Raw genomic sequence first — 17,972 nt, forward strand, 5'->3', positions numbered from 1 at the left:
TTTCAAAAGGCTAATTTATTGTATTCGACCACCGAAGTAATGGAAGGGCAAGATGGACAAGTATGAGGAACCTTAGGCATCTCAATATAAAGGGCATACTTACCTTCAATTTCTTCAATTTTTGGTGGTTAATATATCTCTTAATCCTAGAATATTGATGTAGCACAGTTAACCATTTTTTAGCTTATTATTTATAAAGGAATTAGCGAGCAGTGCTTTTTTTCACATAGATCGATATTGAAAGTAATAATGTGAATTGTTTTAAGACCCCAACATTTATAATAGAACCAAAAAACCACCCTTTTTAATGAAAGAGGGTGGTTTGATGGGAAGTTCATTGAGTGTGAACGGAGCTTTCAACTTTTCTTTATATCCAGGTCAAAAGGCTACGCTTATGAGGTCCCTTCAGTCTTTCGGTTGAAAGTTAAAGAGCAACTTTCAATTCAAGCCTTGCAGGTACTCTAAGCGTGAGCGGCCTTTTTTCCTTTTAGTGATATCCAGGTCAAAACACCACCTCAGTAGGTCCTTTCAGATTTTCAATTGAAAGCGAAGAGCGTGCTTTCAATTGAAAACCTTCCAAGTACTTCTGAGGTGAACGGTGTTTTTCCCTTTTAATTAGAACTCCATTGATTTTTCAATGTATGCTTTTACGTCTGCGATTGGCATACGTTCTTGTTCCATTGTGTCGCGGTGGCGTACTGTTACCATGCCGTCTTCAGCTGAGTCGAAGTCGTATGTGATACAGAATGGTGTTCCGATTTCGTCTTGTCGGCGGTAGCGTTTACCGATTGATTGTGATTCGTCATAATCAACTGGGAATGCTTTGCGTAGGTCAGCCCATACTTCATTTGCGCCTTCAGCTAGTTTTTTAGAAAGTGGTAATACAGCTGCTTTAAATGGTGCTAGTGCAGGGTGGAAGCGTAATACTGTACGTGTGTCGCCGCCTTCTAATTCTTCTTCTTCGTATGCGTCACATAAGAATGCTAATGTCACACGGTCAGCACCTAGTGATGGTTCGATACAGTATGGCACATAGCGTTCGTTCGTTACAGGATCGATGTAAGTGAAGTCTTCGCTTGAATGTTCCATATGTTTTTTAAGGTCGAAATCTGTACGAGAAGCTACGCCCCAAAGTTCGCCCCAGCCGAATGGGAATTGGAATTCGATATCAGTTGTTGCATTAGAGTAGTGAGAAAGTTCGTCATCTTCGTGGTCACGTAGACGCATAGATCCTTCTTTCATTGATAGGTTTAATAACCAGTTTTTACAGAATTCTTTCCAATATGCATGCCATTCTAATTCAGTACCTGGCTTACAGAAGAATTCAAGTTCCATTTGTTCGAATTCACGAGTACGGAAAGTGAAGTTACCTGGTGTGATCTCATTACGGAATGATTTACCGATTTGAGCAATACCGAATGGTGTACGTTTACGCATAGAACGTTGAACGTTTTTGAAGTTTACGAAAATACCTTGTGCTGTTTCAGGGCGTAGGAAGATTTCATTTGTTGAATCTTCTGTAACACCTTGGAAAGTTTTGAACATCAGGTTGAATTGACGGATGTCAGTGAAGTCAGTTGAACCACAGTTTGGACATGCTACTTCGAATTCAGCCATTTTTTCTTTCATTTGGTCAAAGCTCATACCGTCAACGATAATTTCGTTACCTGTTTTAGCTAATGAAGCATCTTCGATAAGTTTATCTGCACGGTGGCGAGATTTACATGATTTACAGTCGATCATTGGGTCGTTGAAGTTACCAACGTGACCTGAAGCGATCCAAGTTTTAGGGTTCATAAGGATTGCTGCATCAAGACCAACATTATATTGTGATTCTTGAACGAATTTATCCCACCATGCTTTTTTAACGTTGTTTTTAAGTTCTACACCTAGTGGACCATAATCCCAAGTGTTTGCTAAGCCGCCGTAAATATCAGAACCAGGGAATACGAATCCTCTGTGTTTTGCTAAACTTACGATGCTTTCCATTGATTTTGTCATATAAATGACCTCCTATTTAATAATATAATGCAAAAAACACCCGTCTCCGGGCAAAATTTCTGCCCGGGGACGAGTGTATTATACCCGCGGTTCCACCCCGATTGACTATTTTCATAGTCCTCTTTAACATGCTATGGCTCCAGGATGCCTTTTCCGTTATCGCGTAGGCTTTCACCAGTTCCTACTCGCTGTTGAGGATAACATACTTATAATCCGTTCATTGCCTATATTGTTTGAAGATATTGTAACATGCAACACTTTTCTTAGCAATCTTTAGAAATATAGTATATAATAATTAGTGATTTAGTATAACACTTTTGAGGCGGTGAGTGATATCGAACTCAACAAACGTCAGGAAGAAATATTGGAAATCGTTAAAAATAACGGTCCGATTACCGGCGAGCAAATTGCAGAACGCCTTTTTTTAACACGTGCCACACTTAGACCCGACCTAGCAATCTTAACGATGGCAGGGTTTTTAGACGCGAGACCACGAGTTGGATATTTTTACTCTGGTAAGAAAACAGGGCAAGCAGTTGTTGAAAGTATGACGAACATGAAGGTCAAAGATTTCCAATCAATACCTATTGTTGTAGCAGAAGATATGTCAGTTTATGATGCCATCTGTCAGATGTTTTTAGAGGATGTTGGCACTTTATTTGTTGTAGATAAAAATGCTTATTTAACTGGGGTCTTATCAAGAAAAGATTTACTGAGAACGAGCATAGGTAGTCAAGATTTAAACCACATTCCTGTACATATTATTATGACAAGAATGCCGAATATTGCTTTTTGTTTTAAATCAGATGGTTTAATTCAAGCGGCGAATAAGTTAATAGAGAGACAAATCGATGCATTACCCGTTGTTGTAGAACATCCAGATGGGTATGAAGTCGTCGGTAGAATGACGAAAACAAACATTACACGCGCGTTTTTATCGTTAGCGGAAAACCACGATTTGTGAGGTGATGCACCAATGGAAAAAATTTTAGTATATGTCGTATCAGATTCAGTTGGAGAAACGGGCGAATTAGTTGCGAAAGCCGCAGTTAGTCAATTCCGACCAGGCCTTCAAAGTGTTGCATTCCAACGTTTTCCTCATGTCGAAAGTGCGGAACAACTTGTTGAAATTGTGCAATTAGCTGCTTCTCAAGAGGCATTAATCGTGTATACGCTCGTACAAGAGAATATGCGTAACACAATGAAGGAACAATGTGTAAAAGCAAATGTTGCTCATATTGATTTAATTGGTCCACTAATGGATATTTTAGCGGATTCATTACAAATTGAACCGATTGAAGAACCTGGCTTAGTTCGAAAATTAGATGATGATTACTTTAAAAAGATTGAAGCGATTGAATTCGCAGTAAAATATGATGATGGCCGTGATCCGAGAGGGCTATTAAAAGCCGATATCGTTTTAGTAGGTGTATCAAGAACGTCGAAAACACCACTTTCTCAATTTTTAGCGCATAAACGCTTTAAAGTGGCGAATGTTCCTTTAGTACCCGAAGTCGAACCTCCAGAAGAATTATTTTTAGTTCCTCCAGAGAAATGTTTTGGCTTGGTTATTTCACCAGAGAAATTAAACGGTATTCGCAAGGAAAGACTGATTGCACTTGGCCTAAATGACGGCGCGAGTTATGCGAAATTCGAACGTATAGATGAAGAAATTGCTCACTTCAAACGAGTGATTGATCGGATTGGCTGCCCTGTTATAGATGTAACGAATAAGGCAGTTGAAGAAACAGCGAACGATATTATGCATCGATTGCAAAAATAAGGTACGTAAGGAGTGGTCTTCTAAGACTGCTCCTTATTTTAATTGCTTATACGCGATTGTTTATTTGATTGAAAATTTAATGGAACTTTGTCCTCTTATTTACGTAAATAGTAGTAGATAAAAAAGTTTAGATGTTTTATAATGAAGAATCGTGGTAAAAACAAAGACAGTATCTTTCAGAGCCAATGAGATATTTTAAAAGAAAATCTCTCAAATTAGAAGGATATTGCGAACTTGTATTGAATAGAACATATAGCCAAGCAAAGATGGTGATAAAATGGCTCAAAGAATACCAGAAGAATTAATCGAACAAGTACGCTCACAATCAGATATTGTAGATGTCATTAGTGGATATATGCAATTGACTAAAAGAGGTCGAAATTATTTCGGCTTATGTCCATTTCATGGAGAGCAGACACCTTCATTTTCAGTAAATAGTGATAAACAGATTTTCCACTGTTTCGGATGTGGTGCTGGTGGTAATGCCATTACATTCATGATGGATATCGAAAATCTTTCATTCCAAGAAGCGGTTAGTAAGCTTGGAGATCAAGTCGGAGTTCAAGTTGAAGTGTCAAACACAGGTCAGCATGAGCGTCAAACTACACCGGTTTCCCCTGAAGAGGAACGAATGAAGGAAGCACATATTTTAGCAGCTGAATATTTCCAAAATCTACTATTAAATACTGAGCAAGGTGAAGAAGGTCTTAACTATCTTGAAGGCCGTGGTTTCACGCGTGACATGATTGAGACATATGGGATTGGTTGGAGTCTTCCAAATTGGGATGCTTTAACTACTTTGTTACAACATAAAGGTTTTACCCTTGATGAAATGGAACAATGTGGTCTCATCATTAAACGAGAAGATGGTTCTGGATATTTTGATCGATTTAGAAGTCGTGTAATGTTTCCCATTCGAGATGATGTCGGGAAGATTATCGCATTTTCAGGTCGTGTCATTAATCAAGAGGGCGAAAATGCAAAATATATGAACAGCCCAGAATCACCTATATTTCATAAGAGCCAAGTCCTTTACAATTTAGACCAAGCCAGACCAATTGTTCGAAAAGAACGAAAACTCATTATTTTTGAAGGATTTATGGATGTTTTAGCAGCTAAAAATGCGGGTGTTCATAATGGAGTAGCAACAATGGGAACTTCATTAACGCCACAGCATATCCAAAAAATCCGAAGAATAACGAATCAAATTATTGTTTGTTACGATGGCGATAATGCCGGCTGGGAGGCAGCAAAAAGAGCTGCAGATATGTTAACTGCAGAAAATTTAACCGTTGAGGTTGCTGTACTTCCGGCAGGGTTAGACCCGGATGATTATATACGCAGTAATGGAGCGGAGAATTTCCGCGAAAAAATTATAGCGGAGCCAATGTCATTTGTAAGTTATATGATGATGTATGCGAAGCGTAACAAAAACTTTCAATATCCGAATGATGTCCAGCAATATGCGGATGAAGCTTTATCTTATTTAACAACAGGCATTTCCCCAATTGAAAAAGAGCTTTACTTAAAGCAAATTTCAGAAGATACGCAAGTTTCGTTGGAAACTTTACAAGGTCAGTTACGTCTTAAAGAGACTCAAAGTAGTGATCGCGCAAATGCGACTCCACAAAAACACTTTAATGAGCCAAAGCAACTACAACAAGCGACGCCGAAAAAGTCTTATACAGCGATTGATCGTGCTGAAAGACTGTTATTGTCTCATATGCTTCATAGTTATGATGTCGTTGAGTCAATGAATTTAGAAGCTCCTTTTGTTCGAGAAGACTATATAGCAATCTTTGTCCATTTGATGGGCTTTTATGAAACACATGATAAACCAGACTATCAGCGCTTTGCTGAAGTTGTTGAAGATCGTGAATTACGTAAGATTGTCATGGAAGCTGCAATGGCTGATCGAGATCCGGATCATACTGATGAGGAAATTGCCGATTGTCTGAAACAAGTTAAAAAGTATAAAATCCAACAACAAATAGCAGACAAGAAACACGCAGTCCAACAAGCTGAACAGCTGCGTGATTTACAAAGTGCAATTGCACTTTCTCAGGAAGTTATTGATTTAAAAAAATCACTAGCATTACTTTAAAAAAGAGTGCTAGGAGGAGGAAGACACCTATGGCAGAAAAAGCTAAACGTACAAAGAAAGCAGTCGCAAAACCAACGAAAGTAGAACATGAACATTCTTTAGAGGACATGAAAAAAAGTCTTCTTGAAGCTGGTAAAAAAGCGGGCGAATTAACTTATAAAGAACTAGCCGATAAATTAAGTGCTTATGAAATGGAAGCCGATCAAGTAGAGGAATTCATTGATAAGTTAGAATCAAATGGTATCGAATTAGGCGGTAAAGAAGGCGACGAAGAAAACTTAGAAAGATTATTAAAAGCCGGCGACAATTCTGCTGAAACTTTTGATTTAAACGATTTAAGTGTCCCTCCAGGCGTTAAAATCAACGATCCAGTTCGTATGTATTTAAAAGAAATTGGTCGTGTAGATTTATTAACTGCTGAGCAAGAAATTAGTCTTGCTGAAAGAATTGAGCAAGGAGATGACGCTGCTCGTAAACGTCTAGCTGAAGCCAACTTACGTCTAGTAGTAAGTATTGCGAAACGCTACGTTGGTCGTGGTATGTTATTCCTTGATTTAATTCAAGAAGGTAATATGGGTCTAATTAAAGCCGTTGAAAAATTCGATTACCGCAAAGGTTTCAAATTCTCAACTTATGCAACATGGTGGATTCGTCAAGCGATTACCCGTGCGATTGCTGACCAAGCACGTACAATTCGTATTCCAGTGCATATGGTCGAAACAATCAATAAATTAATCCGTGTACAACGTTCATTACTGCAAGATTTAGGACGCGAACCATCACCTGAAGAAATCGGTGAAGAAATGGATCTTACGCCAGAAAAAGTGCGTGAAATCTTAAAAATTGCACAAGAACCAGTATCTCTTGAAACACCAATTGGTGAAGAAGACGATTCTCACTTAGGCGATTTCATTGAAGATTCTGAAGCGCAATCACCTTCAGATCACGCAGCATATGAGTTATTAAAAGAACAACTAGAAGATGTTTTAGACACATTAACTGACCGTGAAGAAAATGTACTACGTCTTCGTTTCGGTTTAGATGATGGCCGTACTCGCACACTCGAAGAAGTAGGTAAAGTATTCGGTGTAACGCGTGAACGTATCCGTCAAATTGAAGCAAAAGCATTACGTAAATTACGCCACCCATCACGTAGTAAACGTCTGAAAGATTTCTTAGAATAAAGTCAGTTTATATTTTTAGGAAAATATGACTTAATGAAAAGCACCTCAAATGATAGAAGAGACTATCATTTAGAGGTGCTTTATTTGGTTCTACAATAAATAACGTTGGTGAAGAAAAAGCACCGATCTCTCATCAGATCGGTGCGGAAACTTCAGTAACGTTATTTTTATTCGAAAAAATAGAAAACAAGTGAGTTTCCCTATAGAATAAAAGTCTCGAACCAATAAACTAAGGGGGAGAATCACTTGTCTATTAATCATGATATTCGAAATTTACTCGATATTCAAGACCTAAATATTCACAACAACATTTGACGCAAAGCCAAAAAAATAAATTTTGTTAAAATTAGAATGTTAGAAATGTAATTGCATATTTTCACAAAAATACTCCTCTTACTAGGGTGTAAAATAAGGGATACTAAAGGTAAAGACAGAGCCAACATTTTGCACACAATCAACATACAGTTGACCATTATGATTCTCAATTATATGCTTACATACAGCTAAACCAATTCCTGAAGAGTCAGTAGAAAGTGCTTTTGACTTTGTATAGTTAACATCGAAAATAAAAGGGAGATGTCTTGGATCGATGCCACTGCCAGTATCACGTATAATAAAATCGACATATTCATCACGTTTGATCATGGAAAATGAAATTGAACCTGCTTTTGTATGCTTTACCGCATTTTGAATTAAATTCATTAATACTTGTTCAATCCTTTGTAAATCAATAGAAAGCAATAATTCACCTTCGAGCTCCATCTCACTTGAATAATTCAAATGTGTTTGATTTACATCAAATAAAAGCTGGGAGTTAAGGTCGAAAAAAAGACTTTGTGCAGACCAAGTTTCAAAATTCATTTGGAAAGTTCCAGTTTCTAATTTAGATAAGTCAAATAAATCTTGTATCATTTGATTCATTGAAAATAATTTTTCTCTACTTCGTACTAAATAATCTTCAACTACCTTGGGTTCAGTTACAATTCCGTCAACGAGTAAATCAATAAACCCTATAACTGAAGTAAGTGGTGCTCTTAAATCATGTGAAATTAATTTAAATGAATTTTGTAGATTGTTCTTTGAATATTCTATATTCTGATTAGTCTCAAGTAATTTATTATTTAATTGTATGAGTGAATCTGTTCTGTTTTGAATAATGGATTCTAAATTTGATACTATAGTATTTTGACTAATAAAGTGAACTATTTGTGTAGCAATCATTGTAACTCGTTGAATATCAGTATTTTTGAATGCGCTTGAAATATGATTGTTTTTAAAGGATAGGATAGCAGCAATTTCTTCATCTTGAATGATTGGTAAATAAAATACTGATTTCGAATTATTTGAATTTAGATTGAATGATAGAATATTGTCGTCAGTATTAATTTGGACTAACTCACGACTATTTGAAACTAAATTCAGTATATTTTCTGTGTTTGGATCGACAAGATGAAATGCCAAAAGATCTTTACAAATTACTTTTGAGAAACTTTGTGTTGTCACAATAAAATCAATTTCTTGAACTGAATAATTATACCAAGTACATTTTGTCGCACCAGAATTTTTCAAAAGTAATAAACAAGCTGAGTTTAATAAATGATCTATTGAAAAATCTTCCGTATAAAGTTGTGTGAATTCACTAATTAAAGGTAAATCTGAGTTACTCGGCACTGTCGAATTGGAATTAAAAATAGTGTTAGAAAAATGAGGGTTTATTCTTTTCCATTCAGCAATAATATTTTTTGCTCCCCATTTCACTAATGCAAGAAACCCCTGTTCTAAATAACTTTTACCAGCAATGACATTATCAATGGAAAAGCAATATAAAGCGGCTCTTTCACAACATATTGCTTCATCATGTAGGTGTTTATATTGTTTGCTAGTTTGTATTGAACGATCATAACAAGAAAGAATTAATGAAGTATTGCAACTACTTCTTGCTTCTTCAGCTTTGAGTAAAAAATACATATGTTGAAAATTGTTGATTTGAAGTTTAGACCATTTCTCAATAATCTTAATATTACGTTTCAGTTTAGATTTGAATTTTCTCATTTTTGTTTTTGATACCTGCATTTGATCAACTTCATCAAAGTAAACTAAATCAAAAAGAGCGATTGATTGGATAAAAATAGTATGAGGCATAATAGGAAGTACAGAAACGCTTTGTTCAAAATCTATTAATTTTAATAAATAATGTTTCAATTGAATTTTCTCTTTCAATAGAAATGCAGGGACTGTCAATATTTTTGTGTAAATGACTTTTCAACCTTTCAAGGTAGATGACCACTTTTGTATTCAAATAGACTTGTTCGAAGCTTTGATTTGGATATCTAGGAAAGGGCTAGCCCTTTCCTAGATATCCAAATTTCGCGCTGGCTCGTCCCGGTTAGTTTGTCGGTTCGTGCAGTTGCTCAAACATCTCTTCTAGTTTGGCACGGGCCTGATTAAAACCGATGTGACAACGTGTGGCGAAACGTTGATTGTAGTCTTCGAACTGTGCCACTAAGAAGCGTTCCAGTGATTCTTCGTTCGGAAACTGTTCCTTACGCTTCGTATATTTTTTGATTTGTTTATTAAAAGATTCAATTAGATTTGTCGAGTAGATGCTTCGCCAAATTGCTTTTGGAAACTGATAAAACGTGAGTAAATACGGATTATCAAGTAAGCTCTGTGTAACTTTTTTATACGATTTGCTCCATTTCTCGCAGAATTGCCCAAGTGCTAGCGCAGCTGCTTCGGCGTCCTTGGCCTGGTGAATCGTTTTAAAATCTTCGCAGACTTCCTTGCGATCCTCTACGCGCACTTTATGCATGATATTGCGACCGACATGAACTAAACATACTTGATATTTGGCCTTTGGAAAGACACTAATAACAGCGTCAGCCATGCCTTTTAAGCCGTCTGATACGAATAATAAGACGTCTTCTACACCACGGTCTTTCAGCTCTTCTACTAGCTCTTTCCAGTTGTAAGCAGACTCCGTTGGGGCAATCGTGTAAGCGAGCACTTCTTTAGAGCCGTCTTCGCGAATACCAACAGCGATATAGACGGCTTCCTTTGACACCGTATCACGACGCACGGCAATATACGTTGCATCTAAATACACGCATACATAGCGATTGTGCAGCGAACGTTTATTAAACGCTTCAACCGTTTCTGATACAGCTTTTGTCATGTTTGAAATCGTTTGTAGCGTATAATGATGCCCGTACATTTTCTCGATTAATTGCGCGATTTCAGACATCGTAATCCCTTTTTTAAATAGGTGAATCACGGTATCTTCTAACGTATCGTTTGAGCGCTTATACGGAGCCACTGTCTGTTGTTTGAACTCGCCATTACGATCACGAGGGATTTGAATCGCTAAATCACCGTACTCCGTGTGAAGTGTACGCGAATAAGACCCATTGCGTGAGTTGCCTGAATTAAAGCCGATACGATCATATTTTTCATAATCAAGAAATTCGGTTAGTTCTGTCGCCAGTAGCGAATTGATTGCCATTTCCAAGTGCGAACGAAAAACCTCGGTAATATCTTGTTTTTTCACTAGTGCATCGACAATTTCTGTTGTAAACTGATTCATAGGGAAGACCTCTTTTCTAGGATTAGTTGTGGTGACTTAATTCTACCAAGAAAAGGTCTTCCTTTTTTATTGAAATTTTTCATTTACACAAAATATTTTATACTCTCGGTTTATTATGACAGTAAAGAAGTATATAAAAAAGGAGAGTTAATACCTTTATTTGTTAAAGAGAAAAATTTATTGTTTTATTTACTTGAAAATAAAGGGCGAATATTGAGCCTTGACCAAATAATTGATCGTGTTTGGGGAGTTGACGGGGTTGAGGACACAAAAGTTGTTTCTGTAAACATTAGTACGCTAAGAAGGAAATTGGAGGACAATCCATCGAAACCGGTATATATCCACACAAAAAGAGGATATGGGTATCAGTTTTCAATGTGAAATTAAACAATGTAGGTTTTTTCAATAGTTTATCTTCTATAAGGATAATTTTTGAATATCGTAGATTAGCAGTATTATTTCTCATAGGCATACCTTGTCATAAGCATATAAAAAGTGTAAGTAGTGTGTGTTTTCAATTGTATTTAATACCATTCGCATAGTTATTAACTGAAAATTCTTGGAATATTAGTGCATATCCCCTTTACTAATGAAAGTTCATTAGTAAAGGGGATATGTGTTTTTCTAAAATATAAAAGAATGCTACCGATAAAATACATAGATAGCCTTAAATAAGGAGGGCAACTATGGAAAAGGATCAACAGAAGAAAGCGGTTATTTTAAAAGAAATTTCATTTTGGAAAACGAATAGTCTTTTGCCTGAACATTATTGTGATTTTTTAACACAATTATATACAGAGGGGAAATCTTTAACTGAAGAAGGAGAGAAGCATCTGGCTGAACAGTCAATTCTTCAAACCGAAAAAGCATCATTAGGTAAGACCTTTGTGCTAGTTCTTTCTGTTCTACTCGTAATCGCTTCTATAGCATTAATGTTCATTTTCTCGCAGAACTTTGTCTGGGTTCCGATGATTATTAGTGCCGTATTACTAATTGGAGTCGCTTCATACATATTAAAAACCGCTCATAATCCAACTTTAACAACTACATTTGCCTATGCGACAGCGGCGTTACTATTATTTTCGATATCGGTTAAACTTGCTGGATTATTTGCCCCAGAAAACCAAATTGCGATCTGGGCAGTATTAATAATGAATTGTTTAATCTGGTTAATTGTTGGGATTTCTCGAAAACTAATTTATTTCACGATTTCTGGCGTACTTGGCATACTCGTAATCGTTTTTTATTGGATCTTCGCATAAATCCTTATCCATTTATGTCGCATTTGGAAATTTTTATGAATAGATTGTAGAAATTGGATATTATTACTTTTCGTTTTAGCTCACATGAAGTACAATGAAATTGTTGAGTAATTCTATTATGAGAAAAAAATTCAATTTTTAGGGAGGGCTATTTATGAAGAAAAATCCTGTTGTACCTTATCTACTTATTATCGCTTTTGGTTTAGGCCTTATTTTCTTTATGTCTTTAAGCGGTGCAGATAAGAAAAATGAAGCAGCTAAGAAGGAAGATGCAAAAACTGAACAAACTGGTGGCGACAAAGAGTCAGCAAGTTCAGGAGAAGCAGATCCGAAAGCAATCACATCTGCAAAATGTATTAGTTGTCACGGTGATGATTTAAAAGGAAGTATGGGACCATCACTTCACGGCACTGGTTTAAAAGCAGCTGACGTTGAAAAAGTTATTAAAGATGGTAAAGGTAGTGGCATGCCGGGCGGACTTTTAACGGAAGACGCAGAAATTAAGGCAGTTGCCAAGTATATTGAAGGTTTGAAATAATTCGAAACGTAGTAATGCTAATAAACATTAGCGTTACTACGTTTTCTTTCTTTTCATTCATTAAATTATTCGCTACAATATGATATGTAGAAGGGAGGGCATAGATCAATGAATGCCCAAAGATTATCGAAAAGATTAGAAAAAGTAGCTTCATTTGTACCAGAGGGTGCAGTTGTAGCAGATATAGGTTCAGATCATGCATACTTGCCATGCTATTTGGTGAATAAAGGGATTGTAGACAAAGCAATTGCAGGTGAGGTTGTAAAAGGACCATATGAATCAGCATGTAACGAAGTGAAAAAAGAAAAACTTCAAAATCAAATCGAAGTAAGATTTGCGGATGGAATGGAAGCAATTTCTGCAGAAGATGGTGTAACAGCAGTAACGATCGCAGGAATGGGTGGACCATTAATCGCAAGTATTTTAAATAAAGATTTATCGAGATTAGAAACGGTCGAACGATTGATTTTACAACCGAATATCCATGCGATTTCAATTCGCCAATGGGCTAAAGTGAATGGCTGGAAAATTGTCGATGAAGCCATCTTAATGGAAGATGACAAAATCTATGAAATAATTGTATTAGAACGTGGAGAAGAACAACTTTCAGAAGCGGAATTATTAATGGGGCCGTTTTTATTGAAGGAAAAAAATGAAGTGTTCGTTCAAAAGTGGCTTGGAGAAATTAAGCAATGGCAATTCATTTTAGAATCGGTGAAAGCTGTCATGCAAACAGAGCCAATTAAAGAGAAGATTATTGAAACAAACGCGAAAATCCAGTTAGTTGAGGAGGTTTTATAGTTGAAACATTCGAATGGTCAAACGATTATTCAAATTTTCGAATCTTGGTCACCGAAGAAATTAGTAGCAATGGAAAATGATCCAATAGGGCTTGCGATTGGTACACTTAATAAAGATGTTTCTAAAGTTTTAGTTACTTTAGATGTGAATGATGCAGTTGTGGATGAAGCAATCGAAAAAGGTTGTCAGTTGATTATTGCGCATCACCCACCAATTTTCCGTAAACTACCGAATTTAAGAACGGATACACCTCAAGGTCAATTATTTGAGAAATGCATTAAGAATGATCTTGCAGTTTATGCGGCACATACGAATTTAGATGTTGCGACAGGTGGCGTCAATGATCTACTTGCAGAAGCATTGCAATTAAATGATTGTGAAGTACTTGTACCAACTTATTCTGAAAAATTATATAAATTAGCTGTTTTTGTACCAACTTCGCATGTTGAAAAACTTCGCACAGCGTTTGCACAAGTAGGCGCGGGCAAATTAGGGACATATGATAGTTGTAGCTTCCAAACAACCGGAGAAGGCATGTACAGAGCGTTAGAAGGTGCGAATCCATTCGTAGGTAATGTAAATGAACTTCATCGTGAAGAAGAAGTGAAACTAGAAGTAGTCGTACCAGAGTCGGAGAAGAAAAAAGTAATTCGTACAATGCTTAAAAATCACCCTTATGAAGAAGTAGCATATGATTTAATAACACTTGATAATGAATCAAAACCATTAGGTCTAGGTAGAATTGGCAAACTTGAAGAAGAAATGACACTTGAACAATTTGCTCAACATGTTAAAAAAACGCTTCAAGTTCCACAAGTTCGAGTAGTCGGTGCTTTAAATTCTACTATTCATAAAGTGGCTGTTCTTGGTGGCGATGGGAATAAATATATCGGTGCAGCGAAATATGCTGGGGCAGATGTGTTTGTAACGGGCGATCTATATTTCCATGTTGCGCAAGATGCGGAAACGATGGGATTATCAATTGTAGATCCAGGGCATCATGTCGAAAGCGTTATGAAAAAAGGTGTAGCAGTTAAAATGACGCAGCTATGCGAAGAACAGAAAGTAAATTGTGAGTTCATCATAAGCGAACTTTCAACAGAACCATTTACATTTGTATAAGTAAAAAGATCAGTCCGCAATGGACTGATCTTTTTTAGTAAGGTTCGATACGTGTAACAGGTTTTGGTTCTTTGATCTTTGGTAAGATTTTATCAATTGTGACAGAACGAGTTAAATGATGCGTCTCAACATCGTTTGGATCATATTGATCAAGGAATCGAATGACTTCTTTAACAATTGGCGTTGGCGTAGAAGCACCAGCAGTAACGCCGACTGTTTGGATGCCTTCCAACCATTCAAGTTTTAATTCAGATAAATCAGAGATACGGTAAGATTTCGTATTTGCGATTTCTTCAGATACTTGCGTTAAGCGGTTAGAGTTATTACTTTTTGGATCGCCAACGACAATTAATAGTTCAGCTTGGTCAGCTTGTTTAGCAACAGCCTCTTGTCGAACTTGAGTCGCAAGACAAATCTCTTCATGCACTTCAATATGTGGATATTTTAATTTTAATGCTTCCATTAAAGAGTGAACATCCCATTGTGACATCGTTGTTTGATTCGTCACGAGTAATTTTTCAGTCGTGATATTCAACGCTTCAACGTCTGGGATATGCTGAACTAAATGAACATGATCAGGTGCTACACCAATAGCACCTTCTGGTTCAGGGTGACCTTTTTTACCGATGTAAATAATGTCATAACCTTCTTTAGTTTTTTCTTCAATTAAAGTATGTGTCACTGTCACATCAGGGCAAGTAGCATCGATTGATACTAAACCTTTGCGACGCGCTAACTCACGTACTTCAGGTGAAACACCATGAGCGGTGAAAATAACGGTACCCGATTCCACTTGTTCTAAAATTTCTAATCGGTTCGATCCATCTAATGTAATAATTCCTTCAGCTTCGAAGGCGTCAGTTACATGTTTATTATGAACAATCATTCCTAAAATAAAGATAGGACGAGGTAATGTTTTATCTAATGCAGCGTTTCGAGCAATAACCATTGCATCGACAACTCCGTAACAATATCCACGAGGGGTAATTTTTACAACTTTCATTCTAACGAACTCCTTTCAATACACAGTATCTACATTATAAACGAGGTAGCATACTTATACAATTGAACGACTCAGAAACAAAAAAGTTCTTTAAAAACATTTGACATGGACTAAATTGTTTCGGTATGATAACGAAATGTGCTACTTGAACGGGAATCATGTTACAATGTAGAAAGCAAGTGAGGAGTGACGAAATGTCAAAATATACAGATTATAATTTTCAGCCGTTTCTAAGAGACGCGATTGAGAAATTAGGTTTTACAGAACCAACTCAAATTCAAAAAGAAATGATCCCTTTAATTCAAAAAGGGAAAAGTGCCATTGGCCAATCACACACGGGTACAGGGAAAACACATAGTTTCCTTATTCCAATCGTAGAAAGAATTCGTCAAGATAAAGAGGAAGTACAAACAGTAATCGCTGTACCTACTCGCGAATTAGCGCAACAAATCTTCGGTGAATTAGCTAAGTTAATTGAAGGTTCAAATATCCAAACAAAATTATTTATCGGTGGTACGGATAAACAACGTTCAATTGATAAATTAAAAACACAACCACAAATTGTTGTAGGTACACCGGGTCGCCTGCGCGATTTAGTAAATGAACAAGCTTTATTAGTTCATACTGCACAAGTTCTTGTAGTGGATGAAGCGGATTTAGCATTCGACATGGGCTTCATTGAAGACATCGATCAATTCGCATCACAAATGGGCGACAACCTAGAAATGTACGTATTCTCAGCTACTGTACCAGAAAGCTTACAACCATTTTTACGTAAGTACATGGCTTCTCCAGTGCATGTACAAATGAATGATAAGCGTCCAGTTGCGGAAAACTTAGATTTCTACTTAGTACCAACAAGAAGTCAGTCTAAAAATGAAAAATTACTAGAAGTAATCAAGTCAATTAATCCGTATTTATCAATTATCTTTGTTAACACACGTAAACAAGCGGATTATGTAGCGAACTTCTTAGCGAATAATGGCGTTAAAGCGGGTCGTATTCATGGTGATTTAACACCACGTGACCGTAAACGTATGATGAAACAAATTCGTGAACTTGAATTCCAATATATCGTAGCGACTGATTTAGCAGCACGTGGTATCGATATTCCAGGGATTTCACATGTCATTAACTATGAATTACCACAAGATCTTGAATTCTTTATTCACCGTGTAGGTCGTACTGCGCGTGCAGGTAATAAAGGTCAAGCCATTACAATTTTCGAACCTTCAGAAGAAGATGCAATCGCTCGAATTGAAAAAATGGATATTTCTTTTGTCATGAAAGATATTAAAAACAATGAATTAGTAGATATGAAAGATCGTCACACGCGTCAAAAACGTGATGGAGCTAAAAAAGAAGACGACATCGATCGGATCGCTAAATCAAAAGTCCGTAAACCGAAGAAAGTTAAGCCAGGTTACAAACGTAATATGCGTTGGGAAATGGACAAAATCAAGAAGAAAGAACGCCGTAAACGCGCTCGTTCTAGAACGAAAAACTAATATTTTACTGGAGGTCTGAAGATGTTATTAGGATCACATGTGTCAATGAGTGGTAAAAAAATGTTGTTAGGCTCTAGTGAAGAAGCTGCTTCTTATGGAGCAACTACAATGATGGTTTACACTGGTGCGCCTCAAAATACGCGCCGTAAGCCACTTGAAGAGTTAAATATTGAAGCGGGTAAAGCTCATATGGAAGCAAACGGCATCTCTAATTTAGTCGTTCATGCGCCGTATATTATTAATATTGCGAATACAATCAAACCAGAAGTATTTGGTCTAGGTGTTGAATTTCTTCAAAAGGAAATTGAACGAACTGCCGCTTTAGGCGCTAACCAAATCGTTCTTCACCCAGGCGCTCATGTAGGTGCTGGACCAGAAGCTGGTATTGCTAAAATTATTGAAGGTTTGAATGAAGTGTTATCTGTAGATGCGCCTGTTCAAATTGCTTTAGAAACAATGGCTGGCAAAGGTTCTGAATGTGGACGTACATTTGAAGAATTAGCGATGATTTTTGATGGCGTTAAAAATAACGATCGTCTATCGGTATGTTTCGATACTTGTCATACACATGATGCTGGTTATGATCTAATCAATGATTTAGATGGTGTACTAGCACAATTTGACCATTATGTTGGGTTGAAAAATATTAAGGTCCTTCATATTAATGATAGTAAAAATCCAATTGGCGCTCACAAAGACCGACATGAAAATATCGGCTTTGGTCATATCGGATTCAAAACATTAAATGAAATTGTTCATCACGAAGCATTCGTAAATGTTCCGAAAATTTTAGAAACACCGTGGGTAGGTTTAGATAAGAAAAAATCTAAAGCGCCATATAAGTTCGAAATTGAGCAATTACGAAATGGTGTATTCTCTGAATCACCGATCGCTGAAATGAAAGAACAGTAAATAGAACCACTTAGAATTGTCATTATTCTGAGTGGTTTTTTTGTGGCTCTTTGTCAAATAACGTTGGTGAGAGTTTTCAATTGAATAAAAATCGATTGGTTTGAGCGAGATCACGTTTCATTTATGAAGCGTGGCTCGCTCTTTTTAAATGGAAATGTAAGTAGATTCGAT

15 protein-coding genes are annotated in these 17,972 nt (G+C 36.7%); 11 read left to right on the forward strand and 4 right to left on the reverse strand.

Features of this window, described 5'->3' with window-relative positions:
* Positions 1-615: 615 nt before the first annotated feature.
* A complete protein-coding gene (locus tag DF281_RS00920) occupies positions 616-2,001 on the reverse strand; it encodes a glycine--tRNA ligase (RefSeq protein ID WP_109348375.1) in 1,386 nt (461 codons plus the stop codon).
* A 325-nt stretch (positions 2,002-2,326) separates the two neighbouring features.
* Here DF281_RS00920 and ccpN point away from each other — a divergent pair, with 325 nt between their 5' ends.
* From ccpN to rpoD, 4 genes are all read left to right on the forward strand, one after another.
* On the forward strand, positions 2,327-2,965 hold the full coding sequence (gene ccpN, locus DF281_RS00925; protein WP_109348376.1) for a transcriptional regulator CcpN: 639 nt from the start codon (positions 2,327-2,329) through the stop codon (positions 2,963-2,965).
* Positions 2,966-2,977: 12 nt separating this feature from the next.
* A complete protein-coding gene (locus DF281_RS00930) occupies positions 2,978-3,784 on the forward strand; it encodes a pyruvate, water dikinase regulatory protein (protein WP_109348377.1) in 807 nt (268 codons plus the stop codon).
* Positions 3,785-4,061: 277 nt separating this feature from the next.
* Positions 4,062-5,888 carry a DNA primase gene (dnaG, locus tag DF281_RS00935; protein WP_109348378.1) on the forward strand — a complete coding sequence of 609 codons (1,827 nt, stop codon included), beginning with the start codon at positions 4,062-4,064 and terminating at the stop codon, positions 5,886-5,888.
* Positions 5,889-5,917: 29 nt separating this feature from the next.
* Complete coding sequence (gene rpoD / locus DF281_RS00940) at positions 5,918-7,072, forward strand: RNA polymerase sigma factor RpoD (RefSeq protein WP_109348379.1); 1,155 nt, start codon at positions 5,918-5,920, stop codon at positions 7,070-7,072.
* 396 nt (positions 7,073-7,468) lie between these two features.
* Here rpoD and DF281_RS00945 read toward each other — a convergent pair whose 3' ends face one another.
* Positions 7,469-9,274 carry a sensor histidine kinase gene (locus DF281_RS00945; RefSeq protein ID WP_109348380.1) on the reverse strand — a complete coding sequence of 602 codons (1,806 nt, stop codon included), beginning with the start codon at positions 9,272-9,274 and terminating at the stop codon, positions 7,469-7,471.
* Positions 9,275-9,458: 184 nt separating this feature from the next.
* Positions 9,459-10,655, reverse strand: a complete 1,197-nt coding sequence (locus tag DF281_RS00950) for an IS256 family transposase (protein WP_109348381.1) — start codon at positions 10,653-10,655, stop codon at positions 9,459-9,461.
* 69 nt (positions 10,656-10,724) lie between these two features.
* On the opposite strand from DF281_RS00950, the gene DF281_RS14930 reads away from it, so the two are divergent.
* From DF281_RS14930 to DF281_RS00975, 5 genes are all read left to right on the forward strand, one after another.
* On the forward strand, positions 10,725-11,036 hold the full coding sequence (locus tag DF281_RS14930) for a winged helix-turn-helix domain-containing protein (protein WP_256595757.1): 312 nt from the start codon (positions 10,725-10,727) through the stop codon (positions 11,034-11,036).
* Between the two features lie 305 nt (positions 11,037-11,341).
* On the forward strand, positions 11,342-11,917 hold the full coding sequence (locus DF281_RS00960; RefSeq protein ID WP_109348383.1) for a hypothetical protein: 576 nt from the start codon (positions 11,342-11,344) through the stop codon (positions 11,915-11,917).
* Between the two features lie 154 nt (positions 11,918-12,071).
* Positions 12,072-12,455, forward strand: coding sequence for a c-type cytochrome (locus tag DF281_RS00965; protein WP_109348384.1), 384 nt, complete (start codon positions 12,072-12,074; stop codon positions 12,453-12,455).
* A gap of 108 nt (positions 12,456-12,563) precedes the next feature.
* Positions 12,564-13,256: a tRNA (adenine(22)-N(1))-methyltransferase gene (locus DF281_RS00970; RefSeq protein ID WP_109348385.1), complete on the forward strand. Its 693-nt coding sequence runs from the start codon at positions 12,564-12,566 to the stop codon at positions 13,254-13,256.
* Entirely contained in the window at positions 13,257-14,378 is a 1,122-nt protein-coding gene (locus DF281_RS00975; protein WP_109348386.1) for a Nif3-like dinuclear metal center hexameric protein, read from the forward strand.
* Positions 14,379-14,412: 34 nt separating this feature from the next.
* Here DF281_RS00975 and DF281_RS00980 read toward each other — a convergent pair whose 3' ends face one another.
* On the reverse strand, positions 14,413-15,381 hold the full coding sequence (locus DF281_RS00980) for a 4-hydroxy-3-methylbut-2-enyl diphosphate reductase (protein WP_109348387.1): 969 nt from the start codon (positions 15,379-15,381) through the stop codon (positions 14,413-14,415).
* 194 nt (positions 15,382-15,575) lie between these two features.
* Between DF281_RS00980 and DF281_RS00985 the strand changes: the two genes are divergently transcribed.
* A complete protein-coding gene (locus tag DF281_RS00985) occupies positions 15,576-16,889 on the forward strand; it encodes a DEAD/DEAH box helicase (RefSeq protein WP_109348388.1) in 1,314 nt (437 codons plus the stop codon).
* A 21-nt stretch (positions 16,890-16,910) separates the two neighbouring features.
* Positions 16,911-17,801: a deoxyribonuclease IV gene (locus tag DF281_RS00990; RefSeq protein ID WP_109348389.1), complete on the forward strand. Its 891-nt coding sequence runs from the start codon at positions 16,911-16,913 to the stop codon at positions 17,799-17,801.
* Positions 17,802-17,972 lie beyond the last annotated feature (171 nt).

This window comes from Kurthia zopfii (genome assembly GCF_003143955.1).
Taxonomy (GTDB): Bacteria; Bacillota; Bacilli; order Bacillales_A; family Planococcaceae; genus Kurthia; species Kurthia zopfii.